The following is an 18,678-nucleotide window of genomic DNA, read 5'->3' on the forward strand; positions in this document are numbered from 1 at the left end:
GTGATGGCGCTGCCGCGGCAGCGCCAATCGGCGATGCCGAGTTGGCAAGATCGCCAGTTTACATCTGACATGTTAGCGTGCTAACGCTACGTGCACATTGATTTCAACGGAGATCGCATTGGCTTCCCGCTTTGGTCTTTCGGTTGCCTTAGCCACACCCTTCGACCCGTCGGGGCAGATAGCGCTCGCGCCGATGATCGCGCACGCCCGAGCCTGCCTTGGCGCCGGCTGCAGCAGCGCGACGCTGTTCGGCACCACCGGGGAAGGAGCCTCGGTGGGCACCGACGAGCGGCGGATCGTCACCGAAGCCATGTTGGCGGCCGGTATACCGGCACATCAGCTCGTCGCCGGCGTGCTGGTCGATGCAATCGAAGATGCCGCCGATCAGGCTCGGCACGCTTTGCAGCGCGGCGTTCGCAACATTCTGCTCGCTCCGCCGAGCTACTTCAAGAATGTCGGCGAGAACGGGCTGTTCGGATGGTTTTCCGCCGTCTTCGCCGCACTCGGCCCGCTGGCGCGTGATGTGCTCCTCTATAACATCCCCTCTGTCACCATGGTGCCGCTCCCGCTTGGGCTGATCGGCCGGTTGCGCGCCGCCTTTCCCGCTGTGGTGGCCGGGGTGAAGGATTCCGGCGGGGACTGGAGCTACAGTGAGGCGCTGCTTGAAGCGCATGGCGATCTGGTGATCCTGATCGGCGACGAACGGCATCTGGCGAGAAGCGTGCGCCGCGGCGGACAGGGTGCGATTTCCGGCATGGCTAATTTTGTTACCGGCGAAATCCTCGCAATGGTCGAAGACGGCCGCGACGACCCACGCGTCGAGGACTTCGTGCTCGAATTGCTCAAATACCCGGTCACACCGGCGGTGAAGGTCATGGTCGCGCGCACGACCGGCGACGAGCGCTGGCTGGCGGTCCGCCCGCCCCTGGAGGCGATCGGCCCACAAGGACGGCGGCAGCTTGCCGCGGCCTACGACAGGCTGTTTGCGACAGAGGCGGCCTGACCGACAAGGCCGGGCTGGCCGACAAGGAAGCGAGCTGAAGTGGAAGACGGCAGCGAACCGATCACTCTCCGGGAGAAAGCCTATGCCAGCTTCACGCGGCATTTGCTGGCCCGTGATCTGCGGCCGGGGCAGTTCGTGTCACAGCGCGAACTGGTCGCTTTCACCGGGCTGCCGCTGGGCGCTATTCGCGAGATCGTCCCGCGTCTCGAGGCCGAGGGATTGCTGACCACCATCCCGCAGCGCGGCATGCAAATCGCGCACATCGACATCAATCTGATCCGCGAGGCCTTTCAGTTTCGGCTATTCATGGAACGCGAGGCGGTGGCGCTATTCACGGCCAGCGCTTCAGATGCCGAACTTGCCCGCATGCGGCGCGAACACGAGGAGATGCTGGCTCAAGCTCTGGGGCAGGCGCCGACGCCGGAAATGGAAGCCAAGGCCCAGACCATCGACTGGGCCATGCACGATACCTTTATCAATGCGCTGGGCAACGAGATCATCGCCAAGGCCTATCTGGTCAACTCGGTGAAAATCCGGCTGATCCACCAGGAGCGTTTCCGCATCGACGGTCGCGTGGTGCCGGTGATGCGCGAACATTTGGCGGTCATCGAAGCCATGGAGAGCCGCAATTCGCAAAAGGCGGTTGAAGCGATCAGTCTGCATATCGACAATGCGCGCCGGCTGGCGCTCCAGATCTGAGGAAATATAGCCGCGCCGCGGTTCGCGGCGCATCCACAACGACAGCAACCGGGAGGAAGAAATGTCGTCCAATCTGTTCAACCCAACCAGGAGGCAACTCCTTGCCGGAACCGCGGCGCTCACCGCCGCCGGCCTTGTGGGGCTCCGCCCTAGCTTTGCCGCAGGCGTCGACTGGAAACGCTTTGCCGGGACGACGCTTGACGTCAATCTGGTGAAAAGCCCGCGCAGCGACACCATCCTGAAATATCTCGCCGAGTTCGAGGAACTGACCGGCATCAAGGTCAATGCCGAGGCCACGCCCGAGCAGCAGCAGCGCCAGAAGACGGTGATCGAATTGAGCTCGGGCAAGCCCAGCTTCGACGTCGTGCATCTGAGCTACCACGTGCAAAAGCGCCAGTTCGAGAAAGGTGGCTGGCTGGCTGACATCGCCGGCTACCTCGCCGACCCGTCGCTCACCGACCCGGGGTTGGTCGAAAGCGACTTCGCCGAGGCCGGCATGCTGTTTGCCAAGGACGGCCAGGGCGTGCTGCGCTCGCTACCCTTCTCGGTGGACTACTGGATACTCTATTGGAACAAGGAGCTGTTCGAGGCCAAGGGCCTCAAATACCCCGAGACCTTCGAGCAACTGGTGGCCGCCGCCGAAGCGCTGACCGACCCGTCGACCAATACATACGGCTTCGTCGCCCGCGGGCTCAAGAACGCAAATACGCCGGTGTGGACATCGCTGATGCTCGGCTACGACATGACGCCGCTCGACGACAAGGGCAAGCTGCGCACCGAGGCTCCCGAGGCGATCGAGGCTGCCGCGCTCTATCAAAGATTGATGACCAAGTCCGCCCCTCCGGGCGTCACCGGGTTCAATTGGGCCGAAGCACAGTCTGCCTTCCTGCAAGGCAAGATCGGCATGTGGCTCGACGGCGTGGGTTTTGCCCCGCCGATGGAAAACCCGGAAAAATCGAGGGTGGTCGGCAAGGTCGGCTACGGCGTCATGCCCAAGGGTCCCAAGGCACATGCCTCGGGCACCTTTGGCGACGGGATTGGCGTTACCGCCGCCAGCGAGAAGAAGGAGGCCGCCTATCTGTTCTGCCAGTGGGCGGTATCGCCAGCCATGGGCGCGAGGCTGTTGCAGGCCGGCGCCGGCGTTCCGTTCCGCAAATCCGTGCTGGAGGATCCCAAGGTGCGCGAAGGCGTCACTATGCCGGCAAGCTGGCTTGATGCCGTGATCGGCTCAGGCAATATCAGCCGGCTGGCGCTGCCGGTCATCATTCCCGTCACCGAATTCCGCGACATCTATGGCGTGGCGCTGACCAACATGATTGCCGGCGCCGATCCCGCCGCCGAGCTGAAGAAGGCCACCGAGCAGTTCCAGCCGGTTCTCGACAGGAGCGAGCAGGGCTGATGTCGGCCACCACCCCAGAACAGACCGGGGTGACGATGCCGGTTATCGACGGGAGCCAGACGATCCGGCTGGCTCCCAACTACTGGCCTTTCGTTGTCCCCGCACTCGTCGTCGTTGGCGCCGTCATCGTTTTTCCTTGGGCTTTCACGCTGTGGATGAGCGTCAACCGCTGGACGCTCGGCCAGTCGCGGAGCTTTGCCGGGATGGAAAACTACCTCCGCCTGGCAAGCGACCCACGTTTCTGGGAATCCCTTGTTCATACGTTGACCTACACCTTCCTCTCGGTTGCAGCGCCGATGCTCCTGGGCACCGTGGCCGCCCTGATCTTCGACGCCAGGTTTCCGCTGCGCGGTCTGCTGCGCGGCGTCTTCGTCATGCCGATGATGGCGACGCCCGTTGCTGTGGCACTGGTTTGGACCATGATGTTCCATCCTCAGCTCGGCGTACTCAACTACTTGCTGTCGCTGGTCGGCATCCCGGCTCAGGAATGGATATTCAATGCCAACACGGTCATCCCGTCGCTGGTTGCGGTCGAGACCTGGCAGTGGACGCCGCTGGTCATGCTGATTGTGCTGGGTGGGCTGGCTTCGGTGCCGCGCGAGCCCTTCGAAAGCGCCGAGATCGACGGCGCCAATGCCTGGCAGCAATTCCGCTATCTCACTTTGCCGATGATCGCACCGTTCCTGATGATCGCGGTCATCATCCGCACCATCGATGCGCTGAAGAGCTTCGACATCATCTACGCGATGACCCAGGGCGGGCCGGGCACGGCCTCGGAAACCATCAACATCTATCTCTACAACACCGCCTTCTCCTACTACGATATCGGCTACGGCTCGGCCATGGCCGTGGTGTTCTTCATTGTCATCGTGGCCCTGTCTTTTGTCCTCCTAATGCTGCGTCAACGCTCGCAGTGGATCGATACGGAGGGCAAATAGATGAGTTCGCGGCTGCTCAACCAGATCGGTCTGTTTTTCGCTGCCCTGGTTTTCGTCTCGCCGGCGATCCTGTTCTTCCTCTGGATGATCTCGCTGTCGCTGAAGTTCGAAATCGACAACGGTGCCTATCCGCCGATCCTGATCCCCGAACGTTTCGCCTGGTCGAACTATGTAAAGGTGTTCGAGGAGAACAATTTCCTGCTCTATCTCTGGAACTCGGTTCTGGTGACCGGCACGGCGACCTTGCTGGCGCTGCTGATCGGCGTACCGGCCGGCTATGGCATCGCACGGCTCAAGGCTGAACGGTCGGCGGTCGTCATCATGATCGCCCGCATGACGCCTGGGCTATCCTATCTCATCCCGCTGTTTCTGCTGTTCCAATGGATCGGGATCCTCGGCACGCTCTGGCCGCAGATCATCATCCATCTGGTGGTGACGGTGCCGATCGTGGTCTGGGTGATGATCGGCTATTTCGAGACCACGCCGATGGAACTGGAAGAGGCGGCCAACATCGACGGCGCCAACTCCTGGCAGGTTTTCCGGCTGGTTGCCCTGCCCATCGCCAAGCCGGGCATCGTCGTCGCCTTCATCCTGTCCGTGATCTTCTCGTGGAACAATTTCGTCTTCGGCGTGGTGCTCGCCAGCCGGGAGACGCGCACATTGCCGGTCGCCGTCTACAACATGCTGTCCTACGAGCAGGTCAGCTGGGGGCCGCTCGCCGCGGCGGCGCTGGTGGTGACGTTGCCGGTGCTGATCCTGACCATGTTCGCGCAAAGGCAGATCGTCGCGGGGTTGACCGCCGGCGCCGTCAAGGGCGGCTGAGGCGCGTCCGGACATCACTTTTTTTCCAGGAAAGATCCAATGGCATCGGTAACGATCAACAACGTGCAGAAGGCCTTCGGGGCCACCAAGATTATTCACGACGTCAGTGTCGATATCGCCGACGGCGAGTTCGTCATCCTGGTCGGCCCGTCGGGATGCGGAAAGTCGACGCTGCTGCGCATGATTGCCGGACTTGAAACGATCTCGGGCGGGAGGATCGCAATCGGCGAGCGCATGGTCAACAATCTGCGGGCGCGAGACCGGAACATCGCGATGGTGTTCCAGAACTATGCGCTCTATCCGCATATGACTGTGGCCGACAATATGGGCTTTGCCCTCAAGATCAAGAAAGCCGACCCGACCGATACCGCTGGGCGGGTCAGGAAGGCAGCCGGCATTCTTGGCCTCGAAAAGCTGCTCGACCGCTATCCGCGCCAGCTTTCCGGCGGCCAGCGCCAGCGCGTCGCCATGGGCCGCGCGATCGTACGCGACCCGCAGGTCTTCCTGTTCGACGAGCCGCTCTCCAACCTCGACGCCAAGTTGCGCGTCCAGATGCGCGGCGAGATCAAGGCCCTGCACCAGCGGCTGGGTACCACGACCATCTATGTCACGCACGACCAGATCGAGGCCATGACTATGGCCGACAAGATCGTCGTACTGCATGACGGCCTGGTCGAGCAGATCGGCGCGCCGCTGGACCTCTACGACCATCCGGCCAATCTCTTCGTTGCCGGTTTCATCGGCTCGCCCGCCATGAACTTCATTGCCGGCCGCATCGAGGAGGGCGTGTTCCGCAGCGCCGGCGGGTTGATCCTGCCGTTGCCGGAAGGCGCCCAGCCGGCGGATGCCGCAGGACGCGAACTCGTCTACGGCATCCGCCCCGAACATATCCGCGCAACTGCCGGGGGAATGCCAGGCACGGTCACGCTTCTGGAAGCCACAGGTTCGGAAATCTTCGCCAAGGTCGACTGCGCCGGCGAGGAAATTTCCTGCCTTTTCCGCGAACGGCTTCCGCTCAAGCAGGGCGCGCCGGTGCGGATCGAGATCGACCGCGCATGTGCGCATCTGTTCGACGCAGCAACCGGTCGGCGCATCTGACCCTATGGTCTGGTGAATGCGTGGTCGGCCTCAGGTCGGCAACGCGAATTCAACGGCAAGTTCGATGGCGCGGCCTTCGCGGGCCGATCTCTGGGCGGCGAGACCCATGACGACGGCCCACCAGCCGTCTTGCAAGGTCACTTCCACTTTGCCTTGTCCGCGCACCGCAGCGGTGAAGCGGACATGCTCGAAATAGGTCGAACCGTTATGGTCGCCTGCCTCGAGCAGCCGGGGGTCGACGGGAATCTCCAGCAGGCGTGGTCCAGGCAGATTGCGCGGGCTGACGATCAACTGGGGCACTGGCGCAGGGCCAAGGTGGGTCGGCCAGAAGCGACCGGGACCCGGCACCAGACATTCGATCTTTCCGTCGCCGCCGACAGCGCAGAGTTCGTCCTGGTAGCGGCTGCCCTCGGCGAACATGCAGAGTTCCAGCATGGCGCGCGCACCGCTCGCGAAATCAACCAGCACATAGCCATGGTCAAGGATATCCGGCCTCTCACCGCCGTAGCGTTCGTCGAGATGGTTTACGGCCTGTCCAGCGCTCGCCATCACGCGGACGGGGTCGGATCCGAGGATCAGCCGCATCAGGTCGAAGAAGTGGCAGCACTTCTCGACGAACGTGCCGCCGGTGTTGCGGTTGAAGCGGTTCCAGTCGCCGACCTTGGTCAGAAACGGGAAACGGTGCTCGCGGACCGTCAGCATGCGGATGCCGCCGGTGGCGTGGCGCGCCTGCTCGATGAATGCGGCGACGGGCGGCATATAGCGGTATTCCATGGCCACCCACACGAGCGGAAGCCGAGCTTTCAGCGCCGCGATCCGCCCCTCGCCAGCGGCGTCGGTGAAGAGCGGCTTTTCCACCAGCACCGGCAGTGGTCGAAGTGCGGCGATCTGCTCCATCTGACCGAGGTGCTGGTGGTTGGGGCTGGCAATCAAGACGCAGTCTACCTCGTCCATGGCCAGCAGTTTGGCGATCGATGCCGCCGATCGCGCGCCCGACGCCGTCGCCAGCGACGCCGCCAACATGCCGGGGTCCGGCTCGAAGATCGCGGCCACATGCGCGTCGGGCAACAGAGCGATGTTGCGGATGTGCTCGCGGCCCATCATGCCGCAGCCGATGATGCCGTAGCCGATCGATGATCTGGTCACGCTGCGACTTCCTCCGGCCTATCTGAAACGCGTGACGTAGCGCGCCGCGCCCGGATCGAACCAGCTGCGGGAATATTCCGCGCTGGCGCCGTCGCCAGCCCAGGCGATACGTTCAATGAAACCCACGACCGTCCCCGGCGATGGCCTGAACTCGAGCGGGGCCCAGTCCGGCGCAGGCGCGACGGCGACGTGGTCTTCGGCGCGAACGATCGAAAAGCCGAGCGCGAGCCGGTAGTGGAGATAGAGGGATTCCGACAGGTCCTCGCGCTTGAGCCGCTCGGCGCGGCTGACGTCGAGCCAGATCTCCTCGACCGCGGCCGGCTCGCCGTCAAGCCGCCGCAGCCGGCGTATACGGTGGGCTTCGCCGGTGCTGCCGAATTGCGGCAGGTCGGCGGGCTTGGGCAGCCGCTCGACGGACAGCACGTCGGCGCTCGGCAGGCCGCCACCGCCGATGCGCTCCAGGCGAAAGAAGGCATAGATCCCGAGCAAGTCGCCGCGCGCTCGCACATAGTTACCCGAGCCCTGGATGCGATCGAGAAGGCCCTTTTCGGTCAAATCTGCCAGCGCGCGCCTGAGCGTGCCGACGGCAATCCCGAGGCTCGCGGCCATCTCGCGCTCGGGCGGCAGCCGCGCCCCGTCGGGCAGCCGTCCGGCCGCGATTTCGCGGATCAGCATTTCGCTGGTCTGCAAGTGCACAGGCAAGGGCCCGCGCATCTGGCTGGATCGGTGGCCTGGGTCCGCCCTTGTCAAATGCATCGGTGTTCCAATCGCATCTCGGTTTCGGGTTTGGCTCCAAAATTGATACAGTATTGATCTACACAGAAACGAATGCTACGCAAGCCCTATTCGCAGCTCCGGACGTCATTGAGTGGCCCGGACGTCTTTTCTGAAGAGTGGCAATGAGCATCGTCCCAATCACCTCGCCGGATCTCGATGCTGCCGAAGTCTCGTGGTTCGCCGCACTCTGCTCGGACGACTATCGATATCTCGGCGTGCCGGACGGCGCACTGCGCTCGGGCTGGGCGCATTGCTCCGAGATCGTGAAGACGTCCGAGGCACTCGGTTTCCGCAACATCTTGTGTCCGTCGTCCTATCAGGTCGGCCAGGACACGCTGAGCTTCGTTGCCGGCTGCGCGCCGATCACGTCGAAGATCAATCTGCTTGCCGCTGTGCGCTGCGGCGAGATGCAGCCGATCATGCTGGCGCGCACGATTGCGACGCTGGACCACATGCTGGAAGGCCGGCTGACGGTGAACGTCATTTCGTCGGACTTTCCGGGCGAGACAGCCGACAGCGCCTACCGCTATCAGCGTTCCCGCGAGGTGGTGCAGATCCTGCGCCAGGCCTGGACCAGGGACAGCATCGATTTCGAGGGCGAGGTCTATCGCTACAAAGGGCTCTCGACGGCGCCGGCGAAGCCCTATCAGCAGAATGGCGGCCCGCTGCTCTATTTCGGCGGTTATTCGCCCGACGCGCTCGAGCTTTGCGCCGAACAGTGCGACGTCTACCTGATGTGGCCGGAAACCAAGGAGGAGCTTGCCGGCCGCATGAGAGCAGTCCACGAGCGCGCCGAGCGTCATGGGCGGACGCTCGACTACGGCCTGCGCGTCCACATGATCGTGCGCGATACCGAGGCAGAGGCAAAGGAATATGCCCGGGAGCTGGTTTCGAGGCTGGACGACGAGCAGGGCAGGGCGATCCGCGAGCGCGCGCTCGACGCCCGATCGCTCGGCGTATCGCACCAGGCCAGGAACCGCCAGATCGCCGATGCCGAAGGCTATGTCGAGCCGCATCTGTGGACGGGGGTCGGGCGGGCGCGCTCTGGCTGCGGCGCGGCGCTGGTGGGCTCGACCGATCAGGTTCTGTCGGAAATCGAGGCGTATATGAAGATGGGGATCCGCGCCTTCATCTTTTCCGGCTACCCCCATCTCGACGAGGCGCGTCATTTCGGCACCAAGGTCCTGCCCCAGCTCAAGACATGCTCGCTCCCGCACGCCTATGGCCGGGTGCCCGAACGGATCCCGGCGACACCACTGGGAACGGGGGAGCGCCGCTGATGGAGCATGTCGTGTGCGATCCAGGCCTTTTGCGCAATGCCTTCGGGCGTTTCGCCACCGGCGTCACGGTCGTCACCACCGGCACGGCCGACGGCCCGGTCGCAATCACCGCCAACAGCTTCTCATCCGTGTCGCTCGACCCGCCGCTGGTGCTCTGGTCTATCGGCCGCCACTCGCGCCGGTTCGAAGCCTTCGCCAATTCCGCGCACTACGCCATTCACGTGCTGGCGGAAGATCAAATCGATCTGTGCTGGCGTTTTTCGAAGTCGGGGACGGACTTTGCCGATCTTGACCTGTCATGGAGCGAGCACGGCGTGCCATTGCTGCCGCGCGCGCTGGCGCGGTTCGAATGCAGCGTCGCCGACCGCTTTCCGGCTGGCGACCATATGATCCTGCTTGGACGTGTCCTTGAACTGGAGACGCAAGAGGGGTTGCCGTTGCTCTTTGCTGGCGGCAAGTCGCGCGCTCAAGAGGCCAGTTGATGACCGCCGGCGCCGCTCCGGGCTGGTGCCGTCGACTGGCGCACCACGAGATTGCAGGCAAGTTCGACGCGACGCGGCGGCGACCCCGAATGGGCCATGTCGTCGAGCAACAGGCTAAGCGCCGCCGATCCGATCTCGCGCATGGGAATGTGCATCGCCGTCAGCGGCGGATTGCAGAAGGCAGCGAGCGGCAAGTCGTCCATACCGACCACGGACACATCGCCAGGCACCGAATATCCGGCCTCCTGGACGCCGGCGATGGCACCAAACGCCAGGCTGTCGCCGGCCGTCAGCACGGCGGTGAAATCGAGGCCGCGGGCCGCGATGCGCTCGGTCACGGCCCTGCTCGCAAGTTCCGGCAGCCAGTCCTGCACCTCGACCACGAAGTCGTCGAAGCCGACAATGCCGGCCGTGATCAGCGCGTCGCGCCAACCTTCGTAGCGCCGCTCGATCGTGCGCCGCCCACGCCGCATCAGGAACAGGATGCGGCGGTGGCCGAGGCCGATCAGATGCTGCGCGGCAAGCATGGCGGCAGAGCGATTGCAGGGCGTCACGCTCGAATGGCGCATCGAGGGATCGTCGCCGTTGACGAGCACGATCGGCTTGGCGAATCCGGCTGTCAGCGTCAGCACATCGTCATCGTCCAGTGTCAGAAACAGGCAGCCGGCGACGGTGTCGTCGCGCTCGGATTCACGCAGCAGCGCGATTTCGTCCTCGGGCGCCGAAACCGGCCGGGTCACCAGTTCGACGCCCAGCAACCGGGCGCGCTCGTTGAGCCCATCAAGGACATGGTAGGTGAACTGATTGCGGGCACTGTCCACCATTGCCACGCTGCTTGCGGCCAGGATGACCTTGCGGCCGGCAACCGAGGCGGGAATGGCATAGTTCATCGACTTCGCCGTTTCGATGATCCTGGTGCGAAGCTCGTCCCTCACGCCGCCGACACCGCTCAGCGCACGGGAGGCGGTGCTGACCGACACGCCGCAACGCGCCGCGATCTCCTCAAGTCGAATGCGGCGGCTGGGGCGCCCGCGCTTGCCCTGGATATTCATCCGCTCCGTCATCTCCGCCAAGTCACCCGATTAATGCAAAAAATTTTCAGATTGCGCAAGAAAAATGGCTGTGAAACAGTTCCGATGAAGCGGGAGAAACGGGAGGAGTGATGCCGCTGTCGGCCGAACGCCTGAATTCCGTGCTTGCCAGCCTCGTGGCCGGCATGACCGGCTTGCGTCATGACGGGCGGTTCCATGAGCCGAATCTCGACGGCACGCCGGGCGACTATGTCAGCTTCGACAGCTGGGAATGGCCGCAGGGCGTCGGGCTCTACGGGCTGGTTCGGCTGTGGGCGCAGACCGGCGACGATCGGCTGCTGCAGACGATCGAGGCCTGGTACGACCGACGCATCGCTGCCGGTCTCCCTGCGATGAACGTCAACACCACGGCGCCTCTGCTGGCGCTAAGCGAATTGTGGCGGCGCCGGCGCCAGCCGCGCTTCGAGCCGGTCCTGCGCGAATGGGCCGAGCAGGTAGTCACCGCCTTGCCACGGACGCCCGAAGGCGGTTTCCAGCATGATGTTTCGGACCGGGTCAACGACGACGAATTGTGGGACGACACGCTGTTCATGGTGGCGCTGTTCCTCGCATCCTACGGCCAGGCTGCCGGTCAGCGTCGCTTCGTCGAGGAAGCAGAAAGGCAATTCCTGGTCCACGCGCGTTATCTCGCCGATCCGGCATCAGGGCTGTGGTTTCACGGCTGGACGTTCGCGGGACGGCACAATTTCGCCCGTGCGCGTTGGGCGAGAGGCAATGCCTGGATTACCGTCGGTATCCTCGAACTGGTGGAGTTCGCCGAAATTGCACCCTCGGTCCGGGCCTATCTGCTCGGCGTGCTGGAGACGCAGATCAACGCCCTGCTCGAGGTGCAGGCAGGTTCGGGCGCATGGCACACTCTGCTCGACGACCCGACGTCTTACGAGGAGATTTCCGCCACGGCCGGCTTCGGCTACGGGTTGATGAAGGCCGCGCGGCTCGGAATCGGCTCGACAGAGTGCCGTGCCGCCGGCCTCCGCGCCTTGGAAGCCGTGGTGGCCAACATCGATGACAAAGGTGTGGTGGCGAACGTGTCTTATGGCACACGCATGGGCGCCGACCTGCAGTTCTATCGCGATATACCCATCCATCCGACGGGCTACGGACAGGCGCTGGCCATTCTGTGCTTGACCGAAGGGACCCGGCATCTGCAGTCGAAGGTGGAGGCGGCATGATGCGGACGCTCTATGGCGTGTCGCCGGGCGATATTGCCGGCATGGACACGGACCGGCTGAGGGCCGAGTTCCTGGTCGACGGCTTGTTCCGGCCCGGCGCGATCGAATTCGTCTACACCCATGTCGACCGCATGATCGTCGGTGGCGCGGTGCCGCTGGCCAACCCGCTGACATTCGGCAACGGGGCCGAAGTCGGCACGCCGCTCTTCTTTGACGCGCGCGAGATGGGCATCGCCAATCTCGGCGGCAATGGCGCCGTCGCGGTGGACGGCAGGCGCTTTCCCGTGGCTAACCGCGACATCGTCTATATCGGACGCGGAGCGCGCGAGGTGACGCTGGAGAGCGACGATCCGGAGAGGCCGGCACGCTTCTATATGAACTCGGTGCCGGCCGGCGCCGCTATTGCGCACCGTCTCATCGTCAACAGCGAAGCCAAGCCGCTTGTGCTCGGCGAGGAGGCTCGCGCGAACAGGCGCACGCTGCGCATGTACATCCATCCCGAAGTGGCCCCGTCCTGCCTCTTGCTGATGGGGATCACCGACCTCGCGCCGGGCAGTGTGTGGAATACCATGCCGCCGCATCTGCATGAGCGGCGCATGGAAGCTTATTGCTACTTCGACCTCGCCGAGGCCGACCGTGTGGTCCATCTGATGGGCCGGCCTGACAAGACGCGCCACCTGATGGTTGCGGACGGTGACGTTGTCCTGTCGCCCGCCTGGTCTATCCATATGGGTGCCGGCACCGGCCCCTATGCTTTCGTCTGGGGCATGACCGGCGAGAACCAGGCCTACACCGATGTCGATCCAGTACCCGTGAAGGATTTGCGATGAGCGAGGCCGCGCAAAGCGTTCGGACGGACTTTACGCTGCGCCGGCCGCTCGTGGCGGGGCAGCCAATCGTCTATTGGCGGCTCGGGTCTATCGCCGAGCAACGCTACGACGTGGCCGACCAGCCCATGCAAGGCGAGATGGATCCCTTCTTCTTCCTTACCAAGCACAAGAATTTCATTCCCCATGAATATCCGTGCCGCACGCAGTTCGCAGCGGAACGACGCGGCAAGCGACCACAGGTCAGCGCCGAATTCGGCGCTGAGCGCATCTGGTTGCCCTTCGCCTCGCCACGCATCGACCTGTCGGGCTTCTGGTTCCGGCCGACGGTGCTTGGGACCTGGGCCGAGACCACCATCGAGGCGGCCTCGAGTGGCGAGGTGATGGTACGGCTGCGTACATGCGGCGGCGCCATACTCTTTGCCAATGGCGAGGAAGCCGGCTGGATGGCGCCCTACGGCCGCAATCTGGAAAGTGCCGAGCACTTCAAGATCGTGCTGAGGGTCGGCCGCAACGACATTCGCATTATGGTTCGACGATCTCGCCGAGCGCGACGCCCGCTACTATTTCCAGCTCGATTATCTATCCGGTCCGGCTGCTTCGGTCGCACTGCCGATCGAAGTCGAGAGCGGCGTTGCCGATGCGATGGAAGCAGCCCTCGACGACATGCATTTCGAGCGTCCCGCCTATGACGGCGGCGAGGTGGCGCTCGTCACCGGCGTGGCCCTGCCGCGCGACGCGCAAGTCGAGATCGAGATCGAAGGCGATTTCATGTCGATCGAGACGCCGGTGCGCTTCGCCTTCGATCTGCCAACGGGCCAGACGCGGCTGCCGATCGCCGATACCGAGCAGCTGCCGGCCGACTTTCGCCATTTCAAGGTGTCGCTGAGGGTCGCAGACCATGCCGTATCGCGTGTCTTCGGCGTCGAGATATGCCACGCGCACCGTCAGGGCGATGCGCCGGAAACGCTTACCGCGCGTATAGATGAGGCTTTGCGCGAGGTCGCCGATCACGCCGAGGCCGATACGGTGCGCGCGCTGGCGCGCCTGGCGATCGGGCAGCAGGGCGCCGAGACCGACGCCATGATCTCCGGCACGCTGCCGGCGATCGAGGATTGTCACGATTGCGCCGACTTCATCCTGGTGCCGCTGCTGTGGTGCCGCAAGGCCTATGGCGATCGGCTGGAAGTGAGCCTGCGCGCGCGCATCGACAACGCCATCCTCGGCTATCGCTACTGGATGGACGAGCCCGGCAATGATGTGCAGTGGTACTTCTCCGAGAACCACGCGCTGCTCTTCCACACCGCCGCCTATATTGCTGGGAGCCTGTTGCCTGATGTGCGGTTCGTGCGGTCGGGCCGCCTTGGCCGCGAACAGTCCGCGGTGGGAGCCGCGCGGGTACGCGCCTGGCTCGATCATTTCGAGGCATGGGAGATGGCCGAGTTCAACTCGGCGCCCTATTTTCCGATCGACCTCAAGGGCCTGTGCGCGCTCTGCGCGCTGGCCCCGGACAAGGACATCGCCGAACGTGCCGGCAACGCAGTCATACGCCTGCTTGAAATCGTCGCCCGCTCGGCGCATCGCGGCATCCTCACCGGGGCGCAGGGCCGCTCCTACGAGCACACGCTGCGCGCCGCGCGTTCCCTGGAATTGTCCGGCATCTGCCGCATGCTTTGGGGCAAGGGCAATTACGGCATGCGCTTTCACGCGCTGCCGCAGCTGGCATTGTGCCTGCGGGATCACGATTTGAGCGTTCCGGACGGGTTGGCAGCAATTGCTTCCCTCACCGACGATACGGCGTGGGAATGGACTTTCGCGCAGGGACAAGACCGCTTCGCGCGGCTCTACCACTACAAGACGCGCGGCCATGCGATGGGCAGCGCCGCTGGCTATCGCTGGAATCAATGGGGTTATCAGGAGACCGTCATTCACGCCCGGCTGGGCAAGAATCCGGATGCGCAGATCTGGATCAACCACCCCGGCGAAGTGCTGCAGTCGGGATATGGCAGACCATCATATTGGGGTGGCTCAGGCACGTTGCCCCGGCTTCACCAATACCGCGACCTCGCCATCGTCAGCTTCTCCTGCTCGGATGAACAGCCCGACTTCACGCACGCCTGGTTCCCCGCACGTGCCTTCGATGCCGTGCGAGTGGGTGGCGATCGGGCGTTCGCGCAATCCGGCGGCGCCTTCGTCATGCTGAAGACGGATGTTCCGCTCACGCAGGTAGAGGCCGGCCCGACGGCCGGCAACGAGTTGCGGGCGGCGGGACGCAGGACGACATGGATCGTTCGCCTCGGTGACAGGGATGCCAATCTGCCGGCGCTCGACGCCTGGGCGGGCGCCTTTGCCGGCCTGTCGGTGCGGTCGGGTCCCGACGGCGAGTTGATCGTCGAGGATCCGGAGTACGGCACGGTGCATTTCCTCGCCGACGCAAGGATCGTGGCCGAGGGACGTACACTCGATCCGGCCAACTGGACCGTGCGCGGTGAGGCGATGCGCATGAAGCACAGAGAGTAGGGAGGAATCGGCTGCGACGCTCAAGAGGAGAGGGCGTAGCGGCTTGAACTATCGGGGCGCCGCCCCGCTAAAGGAGGAGACGAAAGCATGAATAAGTCCCGCACTTTGCTGGCCGCGCTATCGGTCAGTCTGCTCGCATCGACCAGCGCGTTTGCCGGCGACGTGCGCATCATGTGGTATTCGGACGGTGTCGAAGGCGATGTCATTCAGGACATTCTGAACCGCTTCATGAAGGACAATCCCGACATCCACGTCACGCTCGACAACGTCGCCTACAAGGTGATCCAGGAGCAGCTGCCCATCCAGCTCGAAGCCGGCCAGGGCCCGGACATCGCCCGCGTCACGAACATCAAGGAGCTTGCCCAGCACTGGCTCGATCTCAGGCCACTGGTGGCCGATCCGAAATATTGGGAGGACAATTTCGCTGACACGCTGGACTGGATGCGCCCCGACGGCTCCAACGCCATCCCGGGTTTCATGACCCAGCTCACGCTCACCGGCGGCTTCGCCAACAAGACGTTGTTCGAACAGGCCGGCGTGCCGCTGCCCGGCGACAAGGCGACCTGGGACGACTGGATCAACGCCGCCGCCGAGGTGGCGAAGAGCCAACAGCTTCCGGCTGCCTTCGCCATCGACCGTTCCGGCCACCGCATTTCGGGTCCGAATGTCTCCTTCGGAGCGAACTATATCGGCCCCAATGGCATGCCGGCCAAAGTGGACGACGGCACCAAGGCGTTCGTCGGCAAGCTCGTCGACTGGACCGCCAAGGGCCTGATGCTGAAGGATACCTGGGTGTCGGCGGCAGGCTCGACCTACCGCGCGGCCGCCGACGACTTCATCAACGCCCAGATCCCGTTCTACTATTCGGGCAGCTGGCAGGTCGCCAATCTGTCGACCAAGATCGGCGACAGTTTCGACTGGGTGGCAACCGGCTCGCCCTGCGGTACTACAGGCTGTTCGGGCGTGAAAGGCGGCGCGGCGCTGGTCGCCATCAAATACACGAAGAATCCCAAGGATGTCGCCAAGGTCATGGATTATCTGGCCCGTGAAGACGTGGTGGAAGAGTTCAGCGAGCGCACGCTGTTTCTGCCCGCGCACAAGGGCGTCGTAGACAAGGGCGGGCTGAAATGGGTCTCGGCCGACAAGAATGTCGGTCCGGCGCTCGACAAATTCGTCAAGGCGGCGGGTGAAACCCTGCCGGCGGCCGATGCGCTGCCGCCGTGGAAGTGGGCCAATGCTTACTTCGCCGCGCTGGTGACGCGCGTCAGCCAGGTGATGGCCGGCGAGCTCAGCCTCGACGATGCCTGGGGCAGGATCGACCAGGATATCGCCGACAAGGTTGCCGAGGCGAAGTGACCGCCGCCGCGACACTGAAGGCATGGATTGGCGCCGCCCTCGCGGCGCCGGTCGTGTGGCTGGCATCGATCGTCAACGTGCCGCTGAAGTTCTGGCAGCGCGCGACGGGCACCGGCGGCATGGCCGCGTTCTTCCTGGCCCCAAACATGGCGATCTTCGGCATTTTCGTCCTGGTGCCGATGATCATCAACTTCTTCTATTCGGCCACGTCAGGAACGGCCTACTTCCTGCAGGACCGAACCTATGTCGGGCTCGAGCAATACCAGCGCCTGCTCGATTGCGGCAACTACCTGGACACTGCCACTTGCCACGAGGATCTCTTCTGGAAGGCCGTGCACAATACCGGCCTGTTCGTCGTCGTGCAGGTGGCGCTGATGACGGTCGTGTCGATGGCGACAGCGCTGATCCTCAACCGTGAGATCGTCGGGCGCAGCTTCTGGCGCGCGGTGTTCTTCTTTCCGGTGCTGCTGTCGCCCGTCGTCACCGGTCTGATCTGGCGCTGGATCCTGCAACGCCAGGGCTTGCTGAACCTGATCGTCCATGATCTGGGCGGCGAGCCGCACAACTGGCTGACCGACCGCTTCTGGGCTTTCACCGCCGCCGTCAGCGTTTCGGTCTGGGCCCATATGGGCTTTTATACGCTTATCCTGCTTGCCGGATTGCAGGCGATCCCGCGCGACCTTTACGAAGCGGCCGAGATGGACGGCACGAAGCCGGCGCGGGTGTTCTGGCGCATCACGCTGCCGCTGCTGATGCCTAACCTGCTTGTCGTCATCGTGCTGACGCTGATCCGCGCCGTGCAGATCTTCGACGAAGTCTATGTGCTGACGGGTGGAGGGCCGGGAACCTCGACCCTCTATATCACGCAGTACATCTATGAGATCGGCTTCGCCTCCCTGCTGCGCAATCCGGGGCTGGCTTCGGCGGCTTCGATCTTGATGGGGTTGGTGCTGGTCGTGCTCACCTTAGTTCAGCTGCAGGTCGGACGCCGGGGTGAGCGGAAAGGAGCCCGCGAATGAGCAGCGTCATGACATTCCTGACCCGCCGGCGCGGCGGTCGCGGCTGGCACTGGACGGATATCGTGAGCTGGCTGTGGCTGCTCGGCGGCGTTGTCATCATGTTCGGTCCGGCCGTTTGGCTGGTGGGTTCGTCATTCAAGACACCGGCACAGCTCGCCGAGTTCCCGCCGACCATAATGCCTTATGTCAGCCAACAGGCGAGGGTCGAAGGCTACGATAAGCCGCTGGCCCTCTACAGGGTGAAGCTTCCGGATGGTTCGACCAAGGTGCTGGCCGAGGTGCGGCGCATCGGCATCATGGCGCAAATGGTGGACCCGCAGGCGCCGAACGATATCGTCAAGGTCAACATCGCCGACCGGCAGCCGGTGCGCGAAATCGGCTTCGCAACGGAGAACTACACCGAGCCCTTCGTCCATTTCGACTTCCTGCGCTATCTGCGCAATTCGGTCTTTGTGACGGCAATGGCGACGCTGATCACGCTGCTCACCAATTCGATGGCCGCCTTCGCCTTGTCGAAATACAAGTTCCGCGGCCGCGATCTGACGATGCTTGTGATCGTCGGTACGCTGATGGTGCCGCTGTCGGTCATCCTGGTGCCGCTCTATTCGGTGGTGGGCGCCGTCGGACTGCTCGATTCGCTGTGGGGCGTGATCTTGCCGACCGTGGCGACGCCGACCGGCGTCTTCCTGCTGCGCCAATATATGCTGACCATCCCGGACGAGCTGCTCGATGCGGCGCGCATGGACAACGCTTCCGAATGGCAGATCTACTGGCGCATCGTATTGCCGCTTGCAGCACCGGCGCTCGCCGTGCTGGCGATCTTCTCGGTCGTCTGGCGCTGGAACGACTTTCTGTGGCCGCTGGTGGTGCTGTCGCGCAAGGAACTCTACACACTCCAGGTCGGCCTCAACACCTATGCCGGCCAGCTAAACGTGCAGTGGCACTACATCCTGGCGATGACCGTGGTGACGATGATCCCCGTCGTCCTCGTCTTCGTCTTCCTGCAGCGTTACATCACTTCCGGCATTGCCGGCACCGGACTGAAGTGA

Annotated in this window: 16 protein-coding genes and 1 pseudogene; 14 read left to right on the top strand and 3 right to left on the bottom strand. The window is 63.9% G+C overall.

Annotated elements, in window-relative coordinates; genetic code table 11:
• Window positions 1–118 precede the first annotated feature (118 nt).
• From NKH91_RS11920 to NKH91_RS11945, 6 genes are all read left to right on the top strand, one after another.
• Complete coding sequence (locus NKH91_RS11920) at window positions 119–1,003, top strand: dihydrodipicolinate synthase family protein (protein WP_023716962.1); 885 nt, start codon at window positions 119–121, stop codon at window positions 1,001–1,003.
• Window positions 1,004–1,042: 39 nt separating this feature from the next.
• Window positions 1,043–1,702: a GntR family transcriptional regulator gene (locus NKH91_RS11925; protein WP_023716963.1), complete on the top strand. Its 660-nt coding sequence runs from the start codon at window positions 1,043–1,045 to the stop codon at window positions 1,700–1,702.
• Window positions 1,703–1,763: 61 nt separating this feature from the next.
• On the top strand, window positions 1,764–3,101 hold the full coding sequence (locus NKH91_RS11930; protein ID WP_023716964.1) for an extracellular solute-binding protein: 1,338 nt from the start codon (window positions 1,764–1,766) through the stop codon (window positions 3,099–3,101).
• A gap of 35 nt (window positions 3,102–3,136) precedes the next feature.
• Window positions 3,137–4,039 carry a carbohydrate ABC transporter permease gene (locus tag NKH91_RS11935; protein WP_352494401.1) on the top strand — a complete coding sequence of 301 codons (903 nt, stop codon included), beginning with the start codon at window positions 3,137–3,139 and terminating at the stop codon, window positions 4,037–4,039.
• Window positions 4,040–4,861: a carbohydrate ABC transporter permease gene (locus NKH91_RS11940; RefSeq protein WP_352483688.1), complete on the top strand. Its 822-nt coding sequence runs from the start codon at window positions 4,040–4,042 to the stop codon at window positions 4,859–4,861.
• Between the two features lie 39 nt (window positions 4,862–4,900).
• A complete protein-coding gene (locus NKH91_RS11945; protein ID WP_352639150.1) occupies window positions 4,901–5,959 on the top strand; it encodes an ABC transporter ATP-binding protein in 1,059 nt (352 codons plus the stop codon).
• Between the two features lie 30 nt (window positions 5,960–5,989).
• Here the strand turns inward: NKH91_RS11945 and NKH91_RS11950 are convergent, their stop codons facing one another.
• Window positions 5,990–7,063, bottom strand: coding sequence for a Gfo/Idh/MocA family protein (locus NKH91_RS11950; protein WP_502898288.1), 1,074 nt, complete (start codon window positions 7,061–7,063; stop codon window positions 5,990–5,992).
• A 60-nt stretch (window positions 7,064–7,123) separates the two neighbouring features.
• Complete coding sequence (locus tag NKH91_RS11955; protein ID WP_352589045.1) at window positions 7,124–7,780, bottom strand: GntR family transcriptional regulator; 657 nt, start codon at window positions 7,778–7,780, stop codon at window positions 7,124–7,126.
• Between the two features lie 224 nt (window positions 7,781–8,004).
• On the opposite strand from NKH91_RS11955, the gene NKH91_RS11960 reads away from it, so the two are divergent.
• Together NKH91_RS11960 and NKH91_RS11965 are read left to right on the top strand one after the other, a co-directional pair.
• Window positions 8,005–9,162 carry an LLM class flavin-dependent oxidoreductase gene (locus NKH91_RS11960; RefSeq protein WP_023716968.1) on the top strand — a complete coding sequence of 386 codons (1,158 nt, stop codon included), beginning with the start codon at window positions 8,005–8,007 and terminating at the stop codon, window positions 9,160–9,162.
• The gene (locus NKH91_RS11965; protein WP_023716969.1) at window positions 9,162–9,644 is read left to right on the top strand and encodes a flavin reductase family protein; all 483 of its coding nucleotides are present in this window, start codon (window positions 9,162–9,164) and stop codon (window positions 9,642–9,644) included. Before NKH91_RS11960 ends, NKH91_RS11965 begins: the two co-directional genes overlap by 1 nt.
• Here NKH91_RS11965 and NKH91_RS11970 read toward each other — a convergent pair.
• Entirely contained in the window at window positions 9,629–10,696 is a 1,068-nt protein-coding gene (locus NKH91_RS11970) for a LacI family DNA-binding transcriptional regulator (protein WP_352494369.1), read from the bottom strand. The two genes, NKH91_RS11965 and NKH91_RS11970, sit on opposite strands and share 16 nt — an antisense overlap.
• Before the next feature lie 110 nt (window positions 10,697–10,806).
• Between NKH91_RS11970 and bglB the strand changes: the two genes are divergently transcribed.
• The 6 genes and pseudogenes from bglB to NKH91_RS12000 all read left to right on the top strand — a co-directional run bounded on the left by bglB (window position 10,807) and on the right by NKH91_RS12000 (window position 18,678).
• On the top strand, window positions 10,807–11,907 hold the full coding sequence (gene bglB, locus NKH91_RS11975) for a beta-galactosidase BglB (protein ID WP_352494368.1): 1,101 nt from the start codon (window positions 10,807–10,809) through the stop codon (window positions 11,905–11,907).
• Window positions 11,904–12,737, top strand: a complete 834-nt coding sequence (gene kduI, locus NKH91_RS11980; protein WP_051409560.1) for a 5-dehydro-4-deoxy-D-glucuronate isomerase — start codon at window positions 11,904–11,906, stop codon at window positions 12,735–12,737. The genes bglB and kduI overlap by 4 nt, the downstream gene beginning before the upstream one ends.
• Window positions 12,734–15,254: pseudogene (locus NKH91_RS11985) on the top strand (hypothetical protein). Before kduI ends, NKH91_RS11985 begins: the two are co-directional and overlap by 4 nt.
• An 87-nt stretch (window positions 15,255–15,341) precedes the next feature.
• Window positions 15,342–16,610 (top strand): ABC transporter substrate-binding protein, encoded by a 1,269-nt coding sequence (locus NKH91_RS11990; protein ID WP_352494366.1) that lies wholly within the window; start codon window positions 15,342–15,344, stop codon window positions 16,608–16,610.
• The gene (locus NKH91_RS11995; RefSeq protein ID WP_023716975.1) at window positions 16,607–17,629 is read left to right on the top strand and encodes a carbohydrate ABC transporter permease; all 1,023 of its coding nucleotides are present in this window, start codon (window positions 16,607–16,609) and stop codon (window positions 17,627–17,629) included. Before NKH91_RS11990 ends, NKH91_RS11995 begins: the two co-directional genes overlap by 4 nt.
• The gene (locus NKH91_RS12000; RefSeq protein WP_023716976.1) at window positions 17,626–18,678 is read left to right on the top strand and encodes a carbohydrate ABC transporter permease; all 1,053 of its coding nucleotides are present in this window, start codon (window positions 17,626–17,628) and stop codon (window positions 18,676–18,678) included. The genes NKH91_RS11995 and NKH91_RS12000 overlap by 4 nt, the downstream gene beginning before the upstream one ends.

The sequence above is a fragment of the Mesorhizobium sp. M0894 genome (assembly GCF_040319725.1).
Classification (GTDB): Bacteria; Pseudomonadota; Alphaproteobacteria; order Rhizobiales; family Rhizobiaceae; genus Mesorhizobium.